Raw genomic sequence first — 22,145 nt, forward strand, 5'->3', positions numbered from 1 at the left:
GCCGTATGCAGCGACCTTCCACGACCAGCCCTCTGCTGTCCCTGCCCGGTGCCGTCGCCGCCGAAGGCCGCGACGAAGGTGTCGCCGCGCACTACGGCGACCTGTTCCGTGAGCAGCGCGCCCTCGCCGACGGCAAGGGTTTCGTCGACCTCTCGCACCGCGGTGTCGTCACCGTCACCGGGGACGACCGCCTGAGCTGGCTGCACCTCCTCCTCACCCAGCACATGACGGACCTGCCGCCCGGCAAGGCCACCGAGGCGCTCGTCCTCTCCGCGAACGGGCACATCGAGCACGCCCTGTACCTCGTCGACGACGGCGAGACGGTGTGGGCGCACGTCGAGCCGGGGACGCGGGCGGAGCTCGTCGCGTACCTGGAGTCGATGAGGTTCTTCTACCGGGTGGAGGTCGCCGACCGTACGGACGACATCGCCGTCGTCCACCTGCCGGCCGGTTCCATCGCCGAGGTGCCCGAGGGCGTCGCCGTACGGGAGACCCCGCACGGCCGCGACCTGTTCCTGCCCCGGGCCGACCTGCAGTCGTTCGCCGGTACGCACGGTCCGGTCGCCGGGATGCTCGCGTACGAGGCGCTGCGGGTCGAGGCGCACCGGCCGCGGCTCGGCTTCGAGACCGACCACCGGACGATCCCGCACGAGATCGGTCTCATCGGCAGCGCCGTGCACCTCCAGAAGGGCTGCTACCGGGGCCAGGAGACCGTCGCCCGGGTGCAGAACCTGGGGAAGCCGCCGCGCCGCCTGGTCTTCCTGCACCTGGACGGCAGCGAGGTGCTGCTGCCGGGGCACGGCGCCCCGGTCCGGCTGGCGGCCGACGGCGAGGATGGCCGGCAGCTCGGCTTCGTGACCAGCTCCGTCCGCCACCACGAACTGGGCCCGATCGCCCTGGCCCTGGTGAAGCGGAACGTGCCCGTGGACGCCCCGCTGATCGTCGGGACGACGGCGGCCGCCCAGGAGACCGTGGTCGAGCCGTAGCCCGTCGGCGGGTCAGACCTCCAGCAGCACCGTGAACGGGCCGTCGTTGGTGAGGGAGACCCGCATGGACGCGCCGAACCTGCCGGTCTCCACGTGGGCGCCCAGTTCCCGCAGCCGGGCCACGACCTCGTCGACGAGGGGTTCGGCGACGGGGCCGGGGGCCGCGGCGTTCCACGTGGGGCGGCGGCCCTTGCGGGCGTCGCCGTAGAGCGTGAACTGGGAGATCACGAGCAGTGGCGCGTTCACGTCCGAGCATGACCTCTCGTCGGTCAGTACCCGGACGGACCAGAGCTTTCTGGCCAATTGAGCGGCCTTCTCCGGGGTGTCGTCATGGGTCACCCCGACCAGGACGCACAGCCCCTCTCCGCTGATCTCACCGACGGTCTCCCCTGCGACGACGACGCTCGCGCCGTCGACCCTCTGCACCACTGCACGCATGCGTCCCAACCTACCGAGCCGCCCGCAGTCCGGCGGACGAGGGGCCGAACGGGTGCAGAGCGCCTGCACGCGCGCGTGCAGGAGTGGCACCATGCCTGTCAGGCGGTGCGGCTCCGCACCGGTCGAGGGGACGATTCTCATGAGTGCACCTGGCACCGGACCGACACCGTCCGGTCCCGTACCGCTGATCCGCTCCGCAAGCAGGGGCGGTGGGCCGGGCGGAGGCCCGGCTTCGCGGCCGCCCGTGCAACGGTCCGCCGAGGCCGCACTGCCGGACCGGCCGCAGCCGGACCTCGGCGCACTCCGGCTGCCGGAGCTGCGGACGCTGCGGCGGGACGCGCAGAGCGACGAGGCCGACCTGAGCTACGTACGGCGGATGCTCCAGGGGCGGATCGACATCCTGCGGGCCGAGCTGGCGCGGCGGACCGATCCGGAGACCCCGGTCCTCGACCGGCTCTCCGAGATCCTCGCCGACGTGCCCTCCCGGCATCGCAGTTCGGCCCGGCACGTGACGCTGTCGACGCCGAGGAGCGAGGAGTACCGGCGGCTCGCGGCCGAGATGCTCTCGGAGGTCGAGCTGTCGGACCTGACGGCCCGGACGGACGACGAGCTGCATACGGCGATGGGGCGGCTCGCGGGGTACGAGCAGCAGGTCTCCCGGCGCAGGCAGCACCTCCAGCGGACCGCCGACGACTGCAGCGCGGAGATCGCCCGCCGCTACCGGGAGGGCGAGGCGCAGGTCGACGACCTGCTGGCGTGACGCGGTAGGGCCGGGGGCGGGTTTCGGGACGGGCTTGGGGACGGGCTTGGGGGCGGGCCCCCGGCCGGGCTGCGGGAAGGTCGCGAGGGGGCCCCGTTTGAAGGCCGCGGGAAACTCGCGTGCGGGTGCCTCGGGGGCGTGCGTAGGGTCGGAGGATGAGTGTCGACGTACGCGCGGTGACGGAGTCCGAGTTCCCCGACTGGCAGCGCGCCCTGCGCACCGGGTTCCTCCGCCCGCCCGTCGTGTCCGCCGAGGAGGTCGCCGACCGGCTGGCGCACGTCGACCTCGCGCGGACCCTCGGCGCCTTCGACCGCGGCCGGGTCGTCGCCACCTTCCGCTCCTTCCGGCAGGAGGTCAGCACGGTCGGCGGAGGCAGCCTCACCGCCGACGCGATCAGCCAGGTCACCGTCTCCCCGACGCATCGCAGGCGCGGGCTCCTCAGCCGGATGATGACCGCCGACCTGGCCGCCGCGAAGGACCGGGGCGACGCGATCGCCACCCTGATCGCCGCCGAGTACCCGATCTACGGGCGGTACGGCTTCGGCGTGGCGAGCTGGGCCACCGAGTGGAGCGTGGACGTGCGCAGGGCAGGGCTCGACCCGCGCCGCTCGGGCCGCCCGGAGGACGGCGGCCGGATCGACCTGACCGACGCCGACGAGATCCGCGAGGTCGGCCCCGAGGTGCACCGCCGTCTCGCCGGCGTCCGCGCCGGGGTCACCCACCGCAGCACACGCGACTGGGCGGTCGGCACCGGCCTCGGGGTGGACAGCGAGCCGTGGCGGGAGCCGTACTACGCGCTGTACCGCGCGGAGTCCGGCGAGGTCGAGGGGTTCGTGGCCTACACGGCCGACGACAAGTGGGGCGACGCCAAGCAGCCGCTGAACACCGCGACCGTACGGGACCTGATCGCCGTCACCCCGGCCGCCGAGCGCGCCCTCTGGCACTTCCTGTGCTCCGTCGACTGGGTCGGTACGGTCCGTTCCGGCTACCGTGCGCCCGACGACCCGCTGCCGCTGCTGCTGCCGGACCCGCGCGCCGCGAGGACGCTGACGTACGCGGACATGTTGTGGGTGCGGGTCCTGGACGTGGTCCGGGTCCTGGAGAGCCGGACGTACCCGGTGACCGACGGCCTCGTGCTCGATCTGCGGGACGGGGACGGGCTCGCCGGCGGGCGCTACCGGCTCGACGCCTCCCCGGACGGCGCCACCGCCGCCCGTACCACCCAGTCGCCAGATCTCGCGCTCGGCATCGCCGAGTTGAGCACGCTCGCCTTCGGTGACGAGTCGGCGGTACGGCTCTGCCGGCTCGGGCGCGTCGAGGAGCTGACGGCGGGCGCGGCCACCCGCGCCGAGCTGCTGTTCCGTACGCCGCTGCGGCCGTTCTCGCCCGACATCTTCTGACGTCCCTCGGGACCGGGCGTCAACGGGTCCGTACGCGGAAGAGGAACCCGGAGGCCGCGACCGCGACCGTAAGGAGGGCCGCGCACCAGCTCAGGGCGATCCAGGGGGAGTTCCCGACCGGCTGGTCGAGCAGCAGCCCGCGCATGGACTCGATCAGCGGGGTCACCGGCTGGTGCTCGGCGAAGCCGTGCAGCCAGCTCGGCATGGTGTCGATCGGTACGAACGCGCTGCTCGGGTACGGCAGGAACATCATGAAGAAGATGACCGCTCCGGCCGCCTCCGCCGTCCTGGTGAGCAGGCCGAGGGCCGCCGACAGCCAGGAGACGGCGGTGATGTAGGCGAGCAGCAGTCCGATCGCCGCGAGCCAGCCGCCCGCCGTGGCGGCGGGGCGGAAGCCGATGAGGAAGGCGACGCCGAGGACGAGGGCGGTCGAGAGCGCGTTGCGGGTGAGGGCGGCGGCCACATGCCCGGCGAGGAACGGCGTCCCGCCGATGTCGAGCGTACGGAAACGGTCGACGACCCCGAGCCGCATGTCCTCGGTGACGGAGACGGCGGTGCCCGCCGCGCCGAATCCGGCGCAGAGGACGAGGACGCCGGGGACGACGTAGGTGACGTAGCGGGTGCCGGTGTCGATGGCTCCGCCGAAGAAGTAGACGAAGACCAGCATCAGCATGATCGGCATCATCAACGAGGTGATGATGGCGTCGATGTTGCGGCGGTGGAGCCGGATGTCGCGCCCGGTGAGGGTGCTCGCGGCGGTGAGACCGCGGGTGAGGTGACGTGCGGTGCCGCCGGCGGGGCCGTACGAGCCGGAGGCCGGCATCGTGTGGTCAGGCATGGCTGAGTTCCTTGTCGGCGGTGAGGGTCATGAAGACGTCGTCGAGCGTGGCCGAGTGCAGCGTGAAGCGGGCGATGTCGCGGCGCTCGGGGTCGAGGTCGTCGAGCAGCGCTCGTACGTGGGCGGCGCTGCCGTCGGTGGGGACGCCGAGGGTGCGGGTCCCGGGGTCGCGGGTCGCCGCGGGGTCCGTGAGGGGGACTCGGGCGGTGAGGCGCAGGTAGCTCTCGTGGTCGTACGCGACGAGGTCGAGCCGGTGGGCGGCGTAACGGGCCTTCAGCTCGGCGGGCGTGCCCTCGGCGAGCGCGCGGCCCTTGCCCAGGACGGTGATCCGGTCGGCGAGGCGGTCGGCCTCCTCCAGGTACTGGGTGGTCAGGAAGACCGTCGTACCGCTGTCGGAGAGCTCTTTGACCGCCTGCCAGAGTTCCTGGCGGCTGCGCGGGTCGAGCCCGGTGGTCGGTTCGTCGAGGAACATCACCCGGGTCGCGCCGGGGTCGCGGACGAGACCGGCGGCGAGATCGAGGCGCCGGCGCATACCGCCCGAGTACGTTCTGGTCAGGCGGCCGCCGGCCTCGGTGAGGTCGAAGCGTTCGAGGAGTTCGGCGGCGCGGCGGGTGGCGGCCGGGCGGGAGAGGCCGGAGAGCCGGGCCACCGTCCACAGGTTCTCGGCGCCGGTCTGGGCTTCGTCGACGGCGGCGAACTGTCCGGTGAGGCTGATCGCGCGGCGGACCCGGGAGCGTGCGCCGACGACGTCGTGCCCGGCCACGCGCGCGTGGCCGGCGTCGGGCGGGGTCAGTGTGGCGAGGATGCGGACGGCGGTGGTCTTGCCCGCGCCGTTGGGCCCGAGGAGGGCGAAGACGGTGCCGGAGGTGACGTGGAGGTCGAGGGCGTCGAGGACGCGGACGTCCCGGTAGGACTTGGTCAGGCCGGTGGCTTCGATGGCCGGAGGCATGAGTGTGCTCCCTGGGCTCGTGGGGCGGGGTGCGAGGGGGCGGGCTCGCACGGGGTGCGGCACGCGTGCGGGGTGGGACGCGACGCATGAGACGTGCGGGTCTTTACTGCGTATGACATACGCGTCACTGTGTAAGGGTTACGCATTACTAGGATGGACGTCAAGCGTGTGAGGTGGCCGGGAGGCGGCGGGTTATGGCGGACGGCGAGGGCGGCAGGGGTCGCGGCGGCGGCGACGGCGGTCGGGGTGGCGCCGGCGGGATGTTTCTGCCGCCGAGCATCGAGGCCGCCTGGGGGCTGCGCGAACGCCCGTCGAAGGGGCCCAAGCCGGGCCTGACCCTGGACCGGATCGTCGAAGCGGCCGTCGCGCTCGCCGCCGCCGAAGGCCTCGGCGCCGTCTCCATGGGCCGCGTCGCCAAGGAGCTCGGCGTCTCGACGATGTCGCTCTACCGGTACGTCTCCGCCAAGAGCGAGCTGTACGTCCTCATGCAGGAGGCCGCCGTCGGCGCCCCGCCCGCGCTCTTCCCGCCCGGTACCGGCTGGCGCGAGGCCCTGGAGGCCTGGGCTTGGGCGCTGCGCGAGGTCTATCACCGCCACCTCTGGATGCTGCGGCTCCCCGTGTCGGGCCCGCCCGCGACCCCGAACCTGGTCGCCTGGTGGGAGCGGGCCCTCGTCGCTCTCGCGGGCACGGGTCTCGACGCGGGCGCCAAGATCTCGGTGACCATGCTGCTCGGCGGCTTCGTCCGGAACGACGCCCTGGTCATGGCCGACCTCGGCAGCGTCATCGCCGGGGGCGACGCGAGCCCGGAGGAGGTCCTCTCCCGGTACGCCCGCACCCTGCGGCGGCTGGCCGACCCGGAGCGGTATCCGGAGGTGGCGCGGTTGCTGGACTCGGGTGTGATGGACCTGCCCGACGAGCCGGAGGCGGAGTTCCGCTTCGGGCTCGCCCGGACCCTGGACGGGGTCGCGGTGCTCGTGGAGGGGCGCGCCTCCTGACGTCGCGCGGCCTGCCGCAGCCGGGCGCGCGGCCGGGTCCCCGTACGACGCGGTGAGTCCGGCGGCAGAGCGGGTCGGCGACGGGATCGATCGGCTCCCGGGGCGCGCGTTCTCGCCGCGAGAGCCGATCGGTCCCGCCGCCGCTTCAGGGGCCTACTCCTTCGCGGGTGGCGCTCCTCAGTGGGTGATCAGTGCCTTCGCGGGCTCCGGCAGTTCCGGTGCTCGTGTCGGGCCGGTCGGGCGGCGGAGGACGGTGAAGGCGACGGCGAAGGCGGCGACGAGGAGGCCGGCGCCGACGCCGAAGGCCAGGCGGTATCCGCCGGTCAGGGCCTCCGCGGCGGGCCGCCCGGCCGCGGTGAGGGACTCGGTCCGGGTGGCGGCGAGGGTGGAGAGGACGGCGACGCCCAGGCCCATGCCGATCTGCTGGGTGGTGTTGAAGAGGCCGGAGGCGAGGCCCGCGTCCGCCTCCTCGGCCCCCGACATGGCGAGCGAGGTGAGGGCGGGGAGCGCCAGGCCGAAGCCCGCGGCGAGCAGCATCACGGGGAGCAGGTCGGTGACGTACGAGGCGTGGACGGGGACGCGGGTCAGCAGGCCGAGGACGCCGACGAGCAGGACGAGGCCGGTGAGCAGGACGTTCCGCTCGCCGAAGCGGGCGATCAGGCGGGCCGAGACGCCGAGCGAGACGGCTCCGATGATGGCGGCGGCGGGCAGCATCGCGAGCCCGGTCTCGGCGGCTCCGTATCCGAGGACCTTCTGCAGGTAGAGGGCGACGAGGATCTGGAAGGAGAAGAGCGCGGCGACCATCAGCATCTGGACGGCGTTGGCGCCGGAGACGTTGCGGGAGCGGAGGATCCGCAGGGGCATGAGCGGGTGCGCGGTCTTGGCCTGACGGAGGAGGAACCCGGCCAGGAGGGCGAGCGCGAGGGCCCCGAGGCCGAGGGTGTGCGCCGAACCGGCCCCGTACTCCTCGATCTTGACGACCGCGTAGATCCCGGTCATGAGCCCGGTGGTGACGAGGGCCGCGCCGATGACGTCGGCGCCCGCCTTCAGCCCCAGACCCCGGTCGGAGGGGAGGGCACGGAGGGCGACGAGGAGGGTGGCGATGCCGATGGGCAGGTTGATGAAGAAGATCCAGTTCCAGGTGAGGGCGTCGGTGAGGACACCGCCGAGGACCTGCCCGAGGGAGGCGCCGGCGGCGCCGGTGAAGCTGAACACGGCGATGGCGCGGGCCCGTTCGCGGGGCACGGTGAAGAGGGTGATGAGGATGCCGAGGCCGACGGCCGAGGACATCGCGCTGCCGACGCCCTGGAGGAAGCGGGCGGCGATGAGGACGCCGGGGGAGGTGGCGACTCCGGCGAGCAGGGAGGCGGCGGTGAAGACCCCGGTGCCCGCGAGGAACATCCGCTTGCGGCCGATCAGGTCGCCGAGGCGGCCGGCGAGGAGGAGGAGCGAGCCGAAGGCGATGAGGTAGGCGTTGACGACCCAGCTGAGGCCGACGGGGGTGAACCCGAGGTCACTCTGGATGGCGGGCATCGCGACGGTGACGATGCTGCCGTCGAGGACCGTCATGAGCATGCCGGTGGCGAGGACGCCGAGAGCGAGCTGGGGGGCGAGGGGGCGGGAAGTGGCGCGAGAGGCGGGGCGGGGCGCGGACATGAGGGTCACTCCTGTTCGAGGGGGCAGCAGGAAAGACACTAGCAGATGGTTTTGTTGCAGACTATTTTTTACGGAACGAAGGGCGGGGACGGACCGAGGCGGCCCGGCTCGGCGGCGAGGCGCGAGGGGAGCGCCCCGGAGGGGGTCGGCCATACTGTGCGACGGCATTCCAACGGGGGCGTGCCGCAAGGGGCTTGGGGGTGGACGGCGTGGGCGTGGACCTGCCGGAGCGCATCGGTGACTACGTCGTGGAGCGTGAGCTGGGTGCGGGCGGCATGGGCACGGTGTACCTGGCGCGGTCCCGGGGCGGACGTACCGTGGCCGTGAAGGTGGCCCGCCCCGAGCTGGCCGTGGACCCGCATTTCCGCGCCCGGTTCCGTGCCGAGGTCGACGCGGCCCGCAGGGTCGGAGGGTTCCATACGGCACAGGTCGTCGACGCCGACCCGGACGCGGCGGCGCCCTGGCTTGCGACCGCGTACATCGCGGGGCCGACGCTGTCCGGGCTGGTCGCGCGCCGGGGGCCGATGGCCGAGGCCCCGCTGCGGCAGCTCGGTGCGGCGCTGGCGGAAGCGCTCCAGGCCATCCACGCCTGCGGCCTGATCCACCGGGACCTCAAGCCGGGCAACATCATCATGGCCGACGACGGTCCGCGAGTGCTGGACTTCGGCATCGCCCGGGCGCTGGAGTCGACCCGGCTGACCTCCACGGGAGCGGCCTTCGGTACGCCGGGCTTCCTGGCTCCCGAGCAGGCGCAGGGACTCGAGGTCGGCGGGCCCGCCGATGTGTTCGCGCTGGGTGCGGTGCTGGTCGCGGCGGCCGGTGGCCAGGCGTTCGGGGAGGGCTCCCCGATGGCGCTGATGTACCGGGCGGTGCACGAGCCGCCGGACCTGTCCGCCCTGCCCCGGGCGATGCGGCCGGTGGTCGCCGCCTGTCTGGCCAAGGACCCGGCGAGCAGGCCGACGCCCCGGGGGCTGCTGGACGTGTTCGCGCCGGACGCGGCGGCGGGCAGGGTTCCGGACGCGATTGTGGATCCGGCCGCACATCCGCCGACGCTGCCTGTCGCCCAGGCCGTGTCACCCGCCCCTGCCGGGCCGACGCCGACCGCCGGGTCGGCCGCCGCGCCGATCGACCGGGACACCGCCGGCGTCGAGACCGTCGCCGCCGTGCCGTCCGCCGGGTCTCGGCCCGTGGGCGCGCCGCCGGAGAGGAGCCGCGCGGGAACCCTCGCCGCGGGCGTGGCCGGAGCCCTGATCGTGCTCGGGGGTGCGGGCTACGGCATCTACGCGTCGGCGGGCTCGGGCTCGGGCTCGGGCTCGGACGAATCCTTCCCCAAGGCCACGCACGAGCTCGTCATTGCCGAGTCGATAGTGGGGGGCGCGTACGGATGGGACATCGAGTACCGCCTTCCTCCGGTCCCGCAACCGGACAGCGAGAGCCAGAGGGATTCCACGCACTTCACCGCCGACTACACCGTCACCAACACCGCCCACGACACGCCTCCCCTGTTCCGGACGGTGGAGGTGTACGGCTCTTCCGGTCGGTACAAGGACCCGGAGGGGGATCGGGACGCCCTGATCAGGGCCATGACGGTGACGGGCAACGAGACCGTCGTCGAACCGCCCAGAACGATCCGCGTCCCCGGCTCGGACGTCGAGTTCCGCTGTACGACGGTGGAGCAGGAGACCGTGTGCGGCTGGGGTGACGCCAACACCACCGTCGCGGTCGCGTTCACCCCGAGCAGCGCACTCGAACTGGCGGCGGCGACGACCGCCCGGATACGCGACGACCTGCGCAGGCCGATCGCGACCTCGGGGACGTCGACAGGGACGCCCTCGGGGACCCCCTAGCCGCGCTGCCGCGCCCGGCGGGTCGTCCTCGGGCCCTCGACGGGGGTCTCCAGATGCCCGGTGACCAGCTGGTTCAGGGCGCGCAGGAGGACGGTCCGCTCGGTGTCCGGGAGGGAGGAGAGGGCTCCCTGATGGACGCCGTCGACGATCTTCTGGCTCTCCCGGGCGACCTTCGCCCCCGCCTCGGTCACGGCGATGATCCGCGCCCGACGGTCGATGCTCGACGGCCTGCGCTCGGCGAGCCCGGCCTTCTCCAGGGCGTCGACGGTGACCACCATGGTCGTCTTGTCCATGTCGCCGATCTCCGCGAGCTGCGCCTGGGTGCGCTCCTCCTCCAGGGCGTGGACGAGGACACAGTGCATCCGGGGGGTGAGCCCGATCGCACCGAGCTCGGCGGCCATCCGGGTCCGCAGGACGTGACTGGTGTGGTCGAGGAGGTAGGAGAGGTCGGGCTCGGTGCGGGTGGGCGCCATGGCAGTCATACCGGCCAGGATAACGAAAATCGATCCGTCACGGATTATCGGGAAGCGGATGGTTGGGTGGGTGCGACGGATCCCGAGCGCGGGCTCACGGAGCCGGACTACGAGGCGCTCGCCGCCTGGGCGGGGTGAGAAGCGCCTCCCGTGGTGGGAGCGTCACAGGCCCCGGGTGCCGTCGATCCGTTCGCGGAGGAGGTCCGCGTGGCCGTTGTGGCGGGCGTACTCCTCGATCATGTGGATCAGGACCCAGCGGAGGGACACCGTGCCACGCCAGCCGTCGTGGCCCGAGACGTCGAGGTCCGGGGCCTCGGTCGTGAAGCGGTCGGCGAAGTCCACCGCCGTACGCCAGGCCTCCCAGGCGGCCCCGATGTTCGCGGGGTCCGGTGCGGCGCCGTCGAAGTCGCCGTCCGGGTCATCGGCGGAGGACCAGAGCGGACCGGCGTCGTCCCGGCCGGCCAGGACCTGCCCGAACCAGCGGCGTTCGACGTCGGTGAGGTGCCGGATCAGGCCGAGCAGCGACAAGGTGGACGGCTCGACCGCCCGCCGGCCCAACTCCGCCGCCCGCGCCCCCTCCAGGCCGCGCACTTCAGGACCAGGGTCGCGCGCTGGTCCGCCAGGCACCCGACGAGCATCTCCCGCTCGTCCCCGGTCGCGGACCCGGAGAAACGCCGCCGACCCGCCGCACCACCCGTCTCGTCGAGCACCTCCGCGCGCCGCCCGCCCGCCGTAGCGCCCGTCTCGTCGAGCACCTCCGCGCGCCGCCGGGGGCTCACCGCGTCCGCCCCTCCGGCCTCGTCGGCCGAGGCCGGCGCGGGTACGCGTACCGCCGCGCCGCCCTTCTCCGTGTACGGCATGTCCTTGTCCCGCCCTGCGCGTTCCACCGGCATGTGTGGCCTCCCCGTCGGCGTCGGCCCCATGCTGGCACGGCGCGGCAGGGCCTCAGGGAGGGGCGACTCCTGCAAGCGGCTGCTTGCAATAGTTAGCAAAGGCTGGCATGGTCGGGGCATGGCATCGCTCAACGTCGGCAATCTCGGTGAGTACCTCCGTGAGCAGCGGAGGACCGCACAGTTGTCCCTGCGGCAGCTCGCCGACGCCGCCGGGGTGTCGAATCCGTACCTGAGTCAGATCGAGCGCGGGCTGCGGAAGCCGAGCGCCGAGGTGTTGCAGCAGGTCGCGAAGGCCCTGCGGATCTCCGCCGAGACGCTCTACGTACGGGCCGGGATCCTCGACGAGAAGGAGCGGGACGAGCTGGAGACGCGCGCCGTCATCCTGGCCGATCCCTCGATCAACGAGCGGCAGAAGCAGGTGCTGCTCCAGATCTACGACTCCTTCCGCAAGGAGAACGCCGCCGAGGCAGCCGCCGCAGCACACGCTGCCGCGACAACCGACGCGGAGGCCGCCGCAGCACACGCCGCTGCCGCCGCAGCAGCCGACGCCCACGCCGACGAGGCCCCCGGGCCGGCCGCCGACGCGGCCCCCGGGTCGTCCACCGACGCGCCCGATGCCGAAACGCCCCTGAAGTAGCTCGCCCGTACGTCATATCCGGGAGGACCACCAGCATGCCCATCATCGACGAACTGCGTACCCCTCTCTACTTCGCCGCCGGCACCGCCGACCTCGCCGTGCAGCAGGCCAAGAAGGTCCCCGGCCTGATCGAGCAGATCGCCGCCGAGGCCCCCGCCCGGATCGAGGCCGTACGGAAGACCGATCCCAAGGTCGTGCAGGAGAAGGTGGCCGCCCAGGCCAAGGAGGCCCAGGCCACCGTGCAGTCGAGGTTCGCCGATGTCGTCGGCGGTCTCGACACCGACCTCAAGAAGCTCGGTGAGACGGCCCAGGACCTCGCCATGCGCGGCGTCGGCGTCGCCGCCGAGTACGCGGTCAAGGCCCGGGAGAGGTACGAGGAGGTCGCCGCCCACGGCGAGGAGGCCGTCAAGGCCTGGCGGGGCGGGGTCGCCGAGGAGATCGTCGAGATCGCCGTCGTCGTCGAGCCGGACGAGAAGGCCGACGAGGACAGGGCCGGGGACAGGGCCGACGCGTCGGTCGCGGACGCCGCCGACACCGACACCGACTCGGCCTCGAAGGCGACCGTCAGGAAGCCCGCCACCCGTAAGGCCTCCGCCAAGAAGGCGCCCGTCGCCGCCGACGAGAAGTAGGACCGGGCACTGATACGGGTATCCAAGGCGTCGGAGCGGGTACCTTGACCGCGAGGCGCTCTTCCCCTCTTCTCTAGGCGGTGCTCAGCATGTTGCGCGCGGGATTCGACTCCCTTCTCTCCCTGGTGGTCTTTCTCCTCTTCACCGGCTTCGCCGTCGCCGCGCTCGTCTTCGCCGCCATGGCGCGCGAGGACGCGTACCGCGCCGCCGAGAAGCAGACGAAGAGGTTCTGGCTGATCATCCTGGGCATCAACCTCGTCGTGAACCTGCTGCTGCCGATGCTGTTCCTGCAGATCGCCGGCGTGATCGCCGCCATCGTCTTCATGGTGGACGTACGCCCCGCGCTCGCGCAGGTCTCCGGCGGAGGCCGCGGCGGCCGCCGCGGCGGCGGCTCCAGCAGCGACGGACCGTACGGCCCGTACAACGGCGGTCGGTAGCGACCACGGAAGTCCAGCGGAAAACGCAGGTGCGGGGCCCGGGGCTATCCCCGGGTCCTGTCCCGTTCCAGGGCCAGGACCGCGACGTCGTCCGTCAGCTCGCCGCCGTTCAGCGACCGGACCTCCGTGACCGCCGCCTCCAGGAGCTCCTCGCCCCGCAGGCCCGCGGCAAGCTGCCGGTTGATCATCCCGACCATCCCGTCCTGACCGAGGCGCGGCGAGCCGGGCCCCGCCGAGCGGCCCTCGATCAGACCGTCCGTATACATGAGCAGGCTCCACGCCCCGCCCAGCTCGACCTGCCGCCGTGGCCAGCGGGCGCGCGGCAGCAGACCGAGGGCCGGGCCGCCGTCCTCGTACGGGAGCAGTCGTGCCGCCCGTCCCTGCCGGGCGATCAGGGGCGACGGGTGGCCGGCCAGGCACATGCCGGCCCGGCGTCCGTCGGGCGCGATGTCGACGGTGCAGAGGGTCGCGAAGATCTCGTCGCTCTCCCGCTCGTGCTCCAGGACCTGCTGCATCGTCGAGAGCAGCTCGTCCCCGCACAGCCCCGCGAAGGTCAGGGCCCGCCACGCGATGCGCAGCTCGACGCCGAGGGCGGCCTCGTCGGGGCCGTGTCCGCAGACGTCGCCGATCATGGCGTGGACGGTGCCGTCGGGCGTACGCACCGTGTCGTAGAAGTCGCCGCCGAGCAGGGCGCGGGAGCGGCCGGGCCGGTAGTGCGCCGCGAACCGCAGGTCGGAGCCCTCCAGGAGGGGCGTGGGGAGCAGTCCGCGCTCCAGGCGGGCGTTCTCCTGGGCCCGCAGCCGCGACTCGGCCAGCTTCACCTGGACGGCGTCGGCCCGCTTGCGTTCCACGGCGTACCGGATGGCCCGGCTGAGCAGCCGCCCGTCGAGTTCCTCGCGGAAGAGGTGGTCCTGGGCCCCGACCCGTACCGCTTCGGCCGCCAGCTCCGCGTCGGCGGACGCCGCGAGGGCGAGGACGGCGTGGCGCGGGGCGAGGCGCAGGATGTGCCGGAGCGGGGCGAGCGGGTCGTCGCCCGCGGCGGCGCGGGGGCCGGGCAGGGAGAGGTCGACGAGGACGCAGTGGACGTCGTCGGTGAGGAGCCGCTCGGCCTCGGTGAGGTTGCGGGCGGTACGGATGCGGACCCGGGTGCCGAAGGCGTCGGCCGCGTCGAGGAGCCGGGGTACGGCGAGGGCACCCGCCGGGTCGTCCTCGACGACCAGGAGAGTGAGATCGGTGCGGTCGGTACCTGTGACTGTGCCTGTCATAGCGGTGGCGTCCATGGGGGTGGCCTCGCCGGGTCCCGCAGCTGCAGAGACGACTCTCTGACGCGGTAGCGATACGGGCATCGGTCCGGTCTTCCTTCTCTCCCCCCGAGGGTGCGCGGGGCGCCGGGTGGCGTCCCGCCCGTCCCGGACCCTAGCGGTAGGGCGGTGCGCAGCGGAATGGTGGTCAGGGGGAGAGCGACCGTGGCGGGATTGGCATATGCCGCGGAAGGGGAGGTACTTGCCGCCGTACGCCGTGCGGGAGGGCGTCGGCGGCAATGAGAAAGGTCACGCGGGGGGTGGCGGTCCGCCGTCCGGAGGGCCACGGGGGTCGCCTCCGGGCGCCACGCCCTTGCCTCCAGGCGTCACGCGGTCGCGTTGGGGCGCCGCATGGTCGCCCCCCGGTCGCCACGCGGTCGCCTCGGGGTGCCACACGGTTGCCACGCGGTCGCCTGGGGCGCCGCACGGTCACCCCGGGTCGCCCCGGGTCGCAGGCGCCGGTCCGCTTCGGTTCAGGCCGGGCGTACGACTCCCAAGATCTCCATCGAGCCCGCTCCCGCCAGCGTCACGTCCCGTCCCGGGCGGGGGGCGTGCACCATCGTGCCGTTCCCGACGTACATCCCGATGTGGCTCGCGTCCGCGAAGTAGACGATCAGGTCACCCGGCTGCATGTCCTCGACGGCCACGCGCGGCAGCAGGCGCCACTGCTCCTGCGAGGTGCGCGGGATCGGCCGGCCGGCCGCGCCCCAGGCGCTCTGGGTCAGCCCCGAGCAGTCGTACGACCCCGGTCCCTCCGCCCCCCACACGTACGGCTTGCCGATCTGGGCCGTCGCGAACGCGATCGCCTTCGCGGCGTCCGGCGTCGCGTCGGCCGTCAGGCCGGTGAGGACACCGGTGCCGAGCCAGGTCGTCTGGGCCCGCTGCCGCTCCTGCTCCTCGAGGCGCCGCAGCCGCACCCGCTCCTCGGCGGCGAGTTCTGACTCCAGCTTCTTCGCGGCGGCGATCTTCTCGTCGATCTGCTTCTTCGCCTGGGCCTGCCGGATGCGGTGGGCCTCCAGCTTGGTCCAGTTGGCGCCCGCGTCCTCGGCGTAGACGTCCAACTGGGCCTGGGTGCGGTTCATCTCGCCGAGGAGGTCGGTGGTGGCCTTCGCTCCGGCCTTGAGCCGTCCCGCCGCGTCGAGGAAGAGCTGCGGGTCGTCGGTGAGGACGAGCTGCGCGCCGTCGGGAAGCCCGCCGTTGCGGTACTGGGCACGGGCGGAGGCGCCGGCCCTGGCCTTGAGCGCCTCGATCTTCGCGCGGCCCTCCACGATCATCCGGGCGACCCGGACGATCTCGGCGGACTGCTCCTCGGTCTTCTCCTCCGCGAGGTTGTACGCGTCGGTGGCGACGGCGGCCTGCCGGTACAGGGCGTCGATCTCCTGGCGTACCTGCTCCAGGCTCTTCTTCGGCGGCGGAGGAGGGAGGGGAGCGGCGGCGGCCTGGAGGGTCAGTGCGGGAGAGGCCAGCACGGTCAAGGCGCAGATCATGGTGATCGCGGCGGTGGCGTGGCGGCGTCGGTTCACTGGCTACCCCTTTTGGACGGCCACATCTGATTTACCGTCAGTAACGTGATGTCAACGATGGCGATAGTGCCATGTGAGACCGGAAAGTAACAGGGGAAACCGGGGCCCGTCGGGCCTCCTCCCCCTCCTTGGGACGGGTGAGGCGGGCGGGGCGTTCCCGGTGGAACGGAAATTCAGCGGGAGTTGGGGAAAGGCTCCCGGAACCGCGTCACCCCGTGCCCTTGGTCACCCGATCCGCCGGCCCTCACTCCCGCGGCGCCAGCGCCTCCCACCGCACCGTCACCTCGCCCTGGCGCCACCGCCGGGGACCGTCCGTCAGCGGCCAGTCCGCCGCCAGGTCGCGGACGGAGCGGATCCACCGCTGCCGCGCGCCGAGCGAGCCGTACGGGGCGGCCGCCGCCCACGCCCGGTCGAAGTCCCGCAGGAACGCGTGCACCGGCTCGCCCGGCACGTTGCGGTGGATCAGTGCCTTCGGCAGGCGCTCCGCCAGGTCCGACGGGCGGTCCAGCGAACCGAGCCGGGTCGCGAAGGTCACCGTGCGCGGCCCGCTCCGGTCGAGCGCCACCCACACGTGCCGGCGGCCGATCTCGTCGCAGGTGCCCTCCACGAGCAGCCCGCCGGGCGCCAGCCGCTCGCACAGCCGCCGCCACACGGCCGCGACCTGCTCCTCGTCGTACTGGCGCAGCACGTTCGCCACCCGGATCAGGGACGCGCGGCCGGGCACCGGCACCTCGAAGCCGCCGTGCAGGAAGGAGAGGCCCTCGTGCTCGTACGGCTTCGCGGCCTCGACGCGGGCGGGTTCGATCTCGATGCCGTACAGGCGGGTGCGGGGGTCGGCGGTGCGCAGCCGGGCGAGGAGTTCGACGGCGGTCCAGGGGGCGGCCCCGTACCCGAGGTCCACGGCGACGGGCGGTTCGGGGGAGCGGCGCAGGGCGGGTCCGTGGACGGCGGCGATCCAGCGGTCCATGCGGCGCAGCCGGTTGGGGTTGGTGGTCCCACGGGTCGGGGTGCCGACGGGGCGGGTGGTGCGCGGGGCCATGTCATGAGCGTAGAGGAGGCCGCGGGGGCGCCGACGGGGAGGCCGGGGCCCGGAGCGGCCGGTCCTGCGCACGGGCGCCGACCGGGAGGCCGGGGCCCGGGGTGCCCCTGCGCGAGGGCGCCGACCGCGGGGCTGGGCGTGGGGGGGGCGCCCACTGCGAGGCCAGTCCTGGGGCGGCCGCCCCCTGCCCCGCGGTCGCCCGGCCCCGAGCCCCCCGCCGGTAATGACTTGGCAAAGCGCCCCACCCACCGGAAATGAAAGGTGCCATTCCGGTGTTGTGGCGGCTGAAGGACGGACCGCGCCCTCCGGCGTGCCATGCCCGACCCAGGCCCCCCAGCGGAAGGACCGCCGACGTGAGCCAGTACGTGTCCCGGTTCGCCGGTACCCGGCACCGGCACCCGGCACCATCCAGGCTCCGGCTCCCCGGCCGGAACCGGACCCCCCGCCGCGTGGCCATGCTCAGCGTCCACACGTCCCCGCTGCACCAGCCGGGCACCGGGGACGCGGGCGGCATGAACGTCTACATCGTCGAACTGGCGAAACGTCTCGCCGCCATCGACATCGAGGTGGAGATCTTCACCCGGGCCACGACGGGCGGTCTCCCCCCGGTCGTGGAGCTGACCCCCGGCGTGCTCGTACGGCACGTGGACGCCGGCCCGTACGAGGGTCTGGCCAAGGAGGAGCTGCCGGCCCAGCTCTGCGCCTTCACGCACGGCGTGATGCGGGCGTGGGCGGGCCACCGTCCGGGCCACTACGACCTCGTCCACTCCCACTACTGGCTCTCCGGACACGTCGGCTGGCTCGCCGCCGAGCGCTGGGGCGTGCCGCTCGTCCACGCCATGCACACCATGGCGAAGGTCAAGAACGCGGCGCTCGCCGAGGGCGACACGCCCGAGCCCGCGGCCCGGGTGATCGGCGAGACGCAGATCGTCTCCGCGGCCGACCGGCTGATCGCGAACACGGCCGAGGAGGCCGACGAGCTGGCCCGGTTCTACGAGGCCGACCCCGGCAAGATCGCGGTTGTGCACCCCGGCGTCAACCTCGACCACTTCCGTCCCGCCGACGGTCGCGCCGCCGCCCGGGCCCGGCTCGGGCTGCCGCAGGACGCCTTCATCCCGGTCTTCGCCGGCCGCATACAGCCGCTGAAGGCCCCGGACATCCTGCTGCGGGCCGCCGCGGTGCTCCTGGAACAGGACCCCTCGCTGCGCTCGCGCATGATCGTGCCGGTGGTCGGCGGGCCGAGCGGCAGCGGCCTCGCGAAGCCGGAGGGGCTGCACAAGCTGGCCGCGCGGCTCGGCATCGCGGACCTCGTGCGCTTCCACCCGCCGGTGGGCCAGGACCGGCTCGCCGACTGGTTCCGCGCGGCGAGCGTCCTCGTCATGCCCTCGTACAGCGAGTCCTTCGGCCTGGTGGCGATCGAGGCGCAGGCGGCCGGCACCCCGGTCGTCGCGGCGGCGGTCGGCGGCCTGCCCGTCGCCGTACGGGACGACGTGACCGGTTTCCTCGTGCGGGGGCACGATCCGGCGGACTACGCCCGCGCGCTGGGCCGGTTCGTGGCGGACCCGTCCCTGTCCGACCGGATGGGCGCGGCGGCGGCCCGGCACGCCGGCTCCTTCGGCTGGGACACGGCCGCGTCGGGGACGGCGGACGTGTACACGGCGGCCATGCACGACCATCGGCTGCGCGAGAACCGCCGTCGCGTACGCTCCCCCCATGGCTGAGGCTGAAGACGTCCGGCGGATCGTCGAGGACACGTTCAAGGACGCGGAACTGGAGTGGGAGTCCCCGGAACCGGGCTCGTACGTGGTCAAACTCCCCGGCACACGCAAACTGTTCACGACGCTGTCGCTGCGCGCGGGCCGTCACTCGCTCTCGCTCAACGCCTTCGTCATCCGCCACCCCGACGAGAACGAGGCGGGCGTCCACCGCTGGCTCCTCGAACGCAACCTCAAGCTGTACGGGGTGAGTTACGCGGTCGACGGCCTCGGTGACGTCTATCTGGCCGGCAAGCTGCCGCTGTCCGCCGTCACTCCCGAGGAACTGGACCGGCTGCTCGGCTCGGTCCTCGAAGCCGCGGACGGCGACTTCAACACGCTCCTGGAGCTCGGGTTCGCGTCGGCGATCCGCCGCGAGTACGAGTGGCGGGTCTCGCGCGGCGAGTCGACCCGGAACCTCGACGCGTTCAGGAACCTGACGCGGAAGTCCGACGGCGACGGGCCGACTGACTGATCACGCCGTACCCGTACGAGGCGCGGCGGGAGTTCAGGCGTTGACGGTGTCCTGGTCCTTCGGGGTGACGGTGGGAGCGGCCACCGCCGGGTCGATGTCGTCCGCCTTGTCCGCGCCGTAGGAGTCGTCGGCGGCGTGGTCGTCGTCCGTGAGAGCGGTGCGCAGGCGGGTGAGGTAGCCGACGGCGGCGAGGACGCCGATCGCGGCCGTCGCCGCCCACAGGACGCCTGGGCCGGGGCCGTCGACGATCGCACCGGCCGCGATGGGGGCGACGAAACCGGCGACGGCCCAGGACATGCCCATCACGCCCTGGTAGCGGCCCCGCGCGTGCTCGGGGGCGAGGCGCGCGGTGGCGGCGGCGTTCGTCGGGACGTGGATCATCTCGCCGACGGTCCAGACGACCACGGTCACGGCGAAGGCCACGGAGGAGCCGGCGAGGGCGGTGGCGCCGGTGCCGACGGCGAACAGGAGAGAGGAGAGGCTCAGCAGGAGGACCGGTGAGTGCTTCTCGGTCAGCCTGTTGACGAGCAGCTGGAAGCCGACGATCACGATGCCGTTGACGGCGATGACGACGCCGTAGGAGGAGGGGGAGAGGCCCTGGCCCGCCATGGTGAGGGGCAGGCCGATCCAGGGGGCGGTGAAGACGACGCAGACCAGCAGGTTGAGCAGGACGAGGGTGCGGAAAGGGGCGTCGCGCAGCACGGTGAACATGCTGACCTCGGCCTCGACGACCGGCTCGCCCGCCGTGTCGACGCGCGCCTCGGGCCGGGTCTCGGGGAGCCGCAGGAAGACGATGACGGCGCACAGCACGGTGGCGACGGCGTCGACGACGAAGAGGGTGCGGTAGCCGAGGAAGATCGCGGCGCCGCCGCCGATGGAGGCGATGGCGAAGCCGAGGTTGAGGGCCCAGTAGTTGAGGGCGTAGGCCCTGCGCACGTCGTGGGCGGGGACCATGTCGGCGATGGTGGCGTTGATGGAGGGGCGGACGGCCTGCATGGCGACGCCCATGAGGAGGACGACGACGGCGATGGCCCAGGCGCTGGTGACGACGGCGAGGGCGGCGGCGCAGGCGGCGGCGCCGAGGTGCATGGTGACCATGGTGGGGCGCCGGCCCCAGCGGTCGGTGAGCGCGCCGCCCAGCGGCGAACCGGCGACGCCGCCGAGGCCGTGGAGGGCGACGACGAGCCCGGCGAACCAGGCGGAGTGCCCGAGCTCCACCGTCAGGTAGAGCGAGAGGAACGTGAGGACGAAAGCACCGGTCCTGTTGACCAGGGTCGACAGCCAGAGCCACCAGAAGCCCTGGGGGAGTCCGGAGACCGTCGCCCGCGCCGATCGTCTGAGCGAGTCGATGGACATGTGAGGCCGCCCCCTGCTGTACGTAAGCCCTGCTTCTGGCTTCCGTAACTTACGTATCTCACCCGTCGGACGCCAGCCAATTGACGACGCGCGTCAATCGTCAGAGGTCGATTAGGCTCGTACGCATGGCCGACGCACCGTACAAGCTGATCCTCCTCCGCCACGGCGAGAGCGAGTGGAACGAGAAGAATCTGTTCACCGGTTGGGTGGACGTGAACCTCACCGCCAAGGGCGAGAAGGAGGCGACGCGCGGCGGCGAGCTGCTCAAGGACGCCGGCCTGCTGCCCGACGTGCTCCACACCTCCCTCCAGAAGCGCGCCATCCGCACGGCACAGCTCGCGCTGGAGTCCGCGGACCGCCACTGGATCCCGGTCCACCGCTCCTGGCGCCTCAACGAGCGCCACTACGGCGCCCTCCAGGGCAAGGACAAGGCGCAGACGCTCGCCGAGTTCGGCGAGGAGCAGTTCATGCTGTGGCGCCGCTCGTACGACACCCCGCCGCCGGTCCTGTCCGACGACAACGAGTACTCGCAGGCGCGCGACGCCCGTTACGCGACGATCCCGCCGGAGCTGCGCCCGCGGACCGAGTGCCTCAAGGACGTCGTCGAGCGGATGCTCCCCTACTGGTACGACGCCATCGTCCCGGACCTCCTCACCGGCCGCACGGTCCTGGTCGCCGCCCACGGCAACAGCCTCCGTGCCCTGGTCAAGCACCTCGACGGCGTCTCGGACGCGGCCATCGCGGGCCTCAACATCCCGACGGGCATCCCCCTGTCCTACGAGCTCGACGAGAACTTCAAGCCGCTCAACCCGGGCGGCACCTACCTCGACCCGGACGCGGCCGCCGCGGCCATCGAGGCCGTGAAGAACCAGGGCAAGAAGTAACCCTGACGCACCCTCAAGGCCCCTGCCCGCGGAAGTTCACGCCGGTGGGGGCCTTGTGCCGTGCCGGGGCAGCCCCCGGGCCCGGGTCCGACAATCCGCCGCGGCCATCCCGTGGAGGCGTTACCGTCCAGGCCATGAGCACCCCCCACAGCACCTCGCTGCGCCTGGAGCGGGTCACCCCCGCCAACGTCGACGCCGCCGTCGCCCTGCGCGTCCACCCCCACCAGGAGCGCAACGTCGCCCCCGTCGTGCGGTCCCTCGCCCAGGCGTACGCCTTCGGGGAGGGCGCCTGGCCGCGCCTCGTCTTCGACGGCGACACGCTCGTCGGCTTCCTGATGGCCTTCATCGACCTCCCCTGGGACGAGGAGAAGGACCCCGCCGACCGCCGCAGCGGACTCTGGCGCCTCAACATCTCCGCCGACGCCCAGGGCAAGGGGTACGGCCGGTTCGCCGTCGACTCCGTACGCGACGAGCTCCGGCGGCGCGGAACACCGCAGATGTACGTGACGTGGGAGCCGGGCGAGAACGGCCCCGGCGCCTTCTACCGCCGACTCGGCTTCCGTACGACCGGCGAGGTCAGCGGCGGCGAGACCGTCGGCGTACTCGACGTCTGAGACGCAGGGGGAAGCGGGGGGAAGCAGGGGGAGTGGGGGCGGGGTGCGGAACCGTCCGCGCCCCGCCCCCTCGCCGTCAGCCCGTGAAGCCCCCGCACTGGCAGGGCGCGCCCGACTGGCAGCCGCAACCGCAGCCCGAACCGCAGCCGCAGGCGCCGAGCAGCGGCAGGAACACCGCCTCGCGCGGGGCCTCCGCGTCGGAGTCGGTCGTCGTCATCGGGGATTCGGCCATGGGGTCCCTCTCTTTCGAGGCGTGCGTCG

23 protein-coding genes and 1 pseudogene are annotated in these 22,145 nt (G+C 73.0%); 12 read left to right on the forward strand and 12 right to left on the reverse strand.

Annotated elements, in window-relative coordinates; genetic code table 11:
- Positions 1-5: 5 nt before the first annotated feature.
- The gene (locus ABZ567_RS26575; protein ID WP_360794197.1) at positions 6-986 is read left to right on the forward strand and encodes a glycine cleavage T C-terminal barrel domain-containing protein; all 981 of its coding nucleotides are present in this window, start codon (positions 6-8) and stop codon (positions 984-986) included.
- Between the two features lie 12 nt (positions 987-998).
- Here ABZ567_RS26575 and dtd read toward each other — a convergent pair whose 3' ends face one another.
- Complete coding sequence (dtd, locus tag ABZ567_RS26580) at positions 999-1,424, reverse strand: D-aminoacyl-tRNA deacylase (protein ID WP_360794199.1); 426 nt, start codon at positions 1,422-1,424, stop codon at positions 999-1,001.
- Positions 1,425-1,563: 139 nt separating this feature from the next.
- Between dtd and ABZ567_RS26585 the strand changes: the two genes are divergently transcribed.
- Both ABZ567_RS26585 and ABZ567_RS26590 read left to right on the forward strand, forming a co-directional pair.
- Positions 1,564-2,184, forward strand: coding sequence for an ABC transporter substrate-binding protein (locus ABZ567_RS26585; protein ID WP_360794201.1), 621 nt, complete (start codon positions 1,564-1,566; stop codon positions 2,182-2,184).
- Between the two features lie 155 nt (positions 2,185-2,339).
- The gene (locus tag ABZ567_RS26590; protein WP_360794203.1) at positions 2,340-3,584 is read left to right on the forward strand and encodes a GNAT family N-acetyltransferase; all 1,245 of its coding nucleotides are present in this window, start codon (positions 2,340-2,342) and stop codon (positions 3,582-3,584) included.
- 19 nt (positions 3,585-3,603) lie between these two features.
- On the opposite strand, the gene ABZ567_RS26595 is transcribed toward ABZ567_RS26590, so the two are convergent.
- Positions 3,604-4,407: an ABC transporter permease gene (locus ABZ567_RS26595; RefSeq protein ID WP_360794362.1), complete on the reverse strand. Its 804-nt coding sequence runs from the start codon at positions 4,405-4,407 to the stop codon at positions 3,604-3,606.
- Between the two features lie 7 nt (positions 4,408-4,414).
- Positions 4,415-5,371 carry an ATP-binding cassette domain-containing protein gene (locus ABZ567_RS26600; RefSeq protein ID WP_360794204.1) on the reverse strand — a complete coding sequence of 319 codons (957 nt, stop codon included), beginning with the start codon at positions 5,369-5,371 and terminating at the stop codon, positions 4,415-4,417.
- A 260-nt stretch (positions 5,372-5,631) separates the two neighbouring features.
- On the opposite strand from ABZ567_RS26600, the gene ABZ567_RS26605 reads away from it, so the two are divergent.
- Positions 5,632-6,366 carry a TetR/AcrR family transcriptional regulator C-terminal domain-containing protein gene (locus ABZ567_RS26605; RefSeq protein WP_360794206.1) on the forward strand — a complete coding sequence of 245 codons (735 nt, stop codon included), beginning with the start codon at positions 5,632-5,634 and terminating at the stop codon, positions 6,364-6,366.
- 177 nt (positions 6,367-6,543) lie between these two features.
- Here the strand turns inward: ABZ567_RS26605 and ABZ567_RS26610 are convergent, their stop codons facing one another.
- Entirely contained in the window at positions 6,544-8,022 is a 1,479-nt protein-coding gene (locus ABZ567_RS26610; protein ID WP_360794208.1) for an MFS transporter, read from the reverse strand.
- A gap of 275 nt (positions 8,023-8,297) precedes the next feature.
- On the opposite strand from ABZ567_RS26610, the pseudogene ABZ567_RS26615 reads away from it, so the two are divergent.
- Positions 8,298-9,014 (forward strand): annotated as a pseudogene (locus ABZ567_RS26615) (serine/threonine-protein kinase); the annotation flags it as partial.
- A gap of 851 nt (positions 9,015-9,865) precedes the next feature.
- Here the strand turns inward: ABZ567_RS26615 and ABZ567_RS26620 are convergent.
- From ABZ567_RS26620 to ABZ567_RS26630, 3 genes are all read right to left on the reverse strand, one after another.
- Positions 9,866-10,351, reverse strand: coding sequence for a MarR family winged helix-turn-helix transcriptional regulator (locus ABZ567_RS26620; protein ID WP_360794210.1), 486 nt, complete (start codon positions 10,349-10,351; stop codon positions 9,866-9,868).
- A gap of 153 nt (positions 10,352-10,504) precedes the next feature.
- Positions 10,505-10,870: a DinB family protein gene (locus ABZ567_RS26625; protein WP_360794212.1), complete on the reverse strand. Its 366-nt coding sequence runs from the start codon at positions 10,868-10,870 to the stop codon at positions 10,505-10,507.
- The gene (locus ABZ567_RS26630; RefSeq protein ID WP_360794214.1) at positions 10,852-11,235 is read right to left on the reverse strand and encodes a hypothetical protein; all 384 of its coding nucleotides are present in this window, start codon (positions 11,233-11,235) and stop codon (positions 10,852-10,854) included. Before ABZ567_RS26630 ends, ABZ567_RS26625 begins: the two co-directional genes overlap by 19 nt.
- A 118-nt stretch (positions 11,236-11,353) precedes the next feature.
- Between ABZ567_RS26630 and ABZ567_RS26635 the strand changes: the two genes are divergently transcribed.
- The 3 genes from ABZ567_RS26635 (at position 11,354) to ABZ567_RS26645 (ending at position 12,938) form a co-directional block, all read left to right on the forward strand.
- Positions 11,354-11,872: a helix-turn-helix transcriptional regulator gene (locus tag ABZ567_RS26635; protein WP_360794216.1), complete on the forward strand. Its 519-nt coding sequence runs from the start codon at positions 11,354-11,356 to the stop codon at positions 11,870-11,872.
- 35 nt (positions 11,873-11,907) lie between these two features.
- Positions 11,908-12,501, forward strand: a complete 594-nt coding sequence (locus tag ABZ567_RS26640) for a hypothetical protein (RefSeq protein ID WP_360794218.1) — start codon at positions 11,908-11,910, stop codon at positions 12,499-12,501.
- 89 nt (positions 12,502-12,590) lie between these two features.
- Positions 12,591-12,938: a DUF2516 family protein gene (locus tag ABZ567_RS26645; protein WP_360794220.1), complete on the forward strand. Its 348-nt coding sequence runs from the start codon at positions 12,591-12,593 to the stop codon at positions 12,936-12,938.
- Between the two features lie 44 nt (positions 12,939-12,982).
- Here the strand turns inward: ABZ567_RS26645 and ABZ567_RS26650 are convergent, their stop codons facing one another.
- The 3 genes from ABZ567_RS26650 to ABZ567_RS26660 form a co-directional block, all read right to left on the reverse strand.
- Positions 12,983-14,218, reverse strand: a complete 1,236-nt coding sequence (locus ABZ567_RS26650) for a fused response regulator/phosphatase (RefSeq protein ID WP_360794222.1) — start codon at positions 14,216-14,218, stop codon at positions 12,983-12,985.
- 494 nt (positions 14,219-14,712) lie between these two features.
- On the reverse strand, positions 14,713-15,762 hold the full coding sequence (locus ABZ567_RS26655; RefSeq protein ID WP_360794224.1) for an NlpC/P60 family protein: 1,050 nt from the start codon (positions 15,760-15,762) through the stop codon (positions 14,713-14,715).
- Between the two features lie 244 nt (positions 15,763-16,006).
- Positions 16,007-16,801: a class I SAM-dependent methyltransferase gene (locus ABZ567_RS26660; protein WP_360794226.1), complete on the reverse strand. Its 795-nt coding sequence runs from the start codon at positions 16,799-16,801 to the stop codon at positions 16,007-16,009.
- Positions 16,802-17,154: 353 nt separating this feature from the next.
- On the opposite strand from ABZ567_RS26660, the gene mshA reads away from it, so the two are divergent.
- Positions 17,155-18,522, forward strand: coding sequence for a D-inositol-3-phosphate glycosyltransferase (gene mshA / locus ABZ567_RS26665; RefSeq protein ID WP_360794228.1), 1,368 nt, complete (start codon positions 17,155-17,157; stop codon positions 18,520-18,522).
- Entirely contained in the window at positions 18,515-19,030 is a 516-nt protein-coding gene (locus ABZ567_RS26670; RefSeq protein WP_360794230.1) for a YbjN domain-containing protein, read from the forward strand. The genes mshA and ABZ567_RS26670 overlap by 8 nt, the downstream gene beginning before the upstream one ends.
- A gap of 33 nt (positions 19,031-19,063) precedes the next feature.
- On the opposite strand, the gene ABZ567_RS26675 is transcribed toward ABZ567_RS26670, so the two are convergent.
- The gene (locus ABZ567_RS26675) at positions 19,064-20,386 is read right to left on the reverse strand and encodes an MFS transporter (protein ID WP_360794232.1); all 1,323 of its coding nucleotides are present in this window, start codon (positions 20,384-20,386) and stop codon (positions 19,064-19,066) included.
- Positions 20,387-20,511: 125 nt separating this feature from the next.
- Here ABZ567_RS26675 and ABZ567_RS26680 point away from each other — a divergent pair, with 125 nt between their 5' ends.
- Entirely contained in the window at positions 20,512-21,270 is a 759-nt protein-coding gene (locus ABZ567_RS26680; protein WP_360794234.1) for a phosphoglyceromutase, read from the forward strand.
- A gap of 134 nt (positions 21,271-21,404) precedes the next feature.
- On the forward strand, positions 21,405-21,884 hold the full coding sequence (locus ABZ567_RS26685) for a GNAT family N-acetyltransferase (protein WP_360794236.1): 480 nt from the start codon (positions 21,405-21,407) through the stop codon (positions 21,882-21,884).
- Positions 21,885-21,960: 76 nt separating this feature from the next.
- On the opposite strand, the gene ABZ567_RS26690 is transcribed toward ABZ567_RS26685, so the two are convergent.
- A complete protein-coding gene (locus tag ABZ567_RS26690; RefSeq protein WP_360794238.1) occupies positions 21,961-22,116 on the reverse strand; it encodes a hypothetical protein in 156 nt (51 codons plus the stop codon).
- Between the last annotated feature and the right edge of the window lie 29 nt (positions 22,117-22,145).

The sequence above is a fragment of the Streptomyces sp. NPDC016459 genome (genome assembly GCF_040632845.1).
GTDB lineage: Bacteria > Actinomycetota > Actinomycetes > Streptomycetales > Streptomycetaceae > Streptomyces.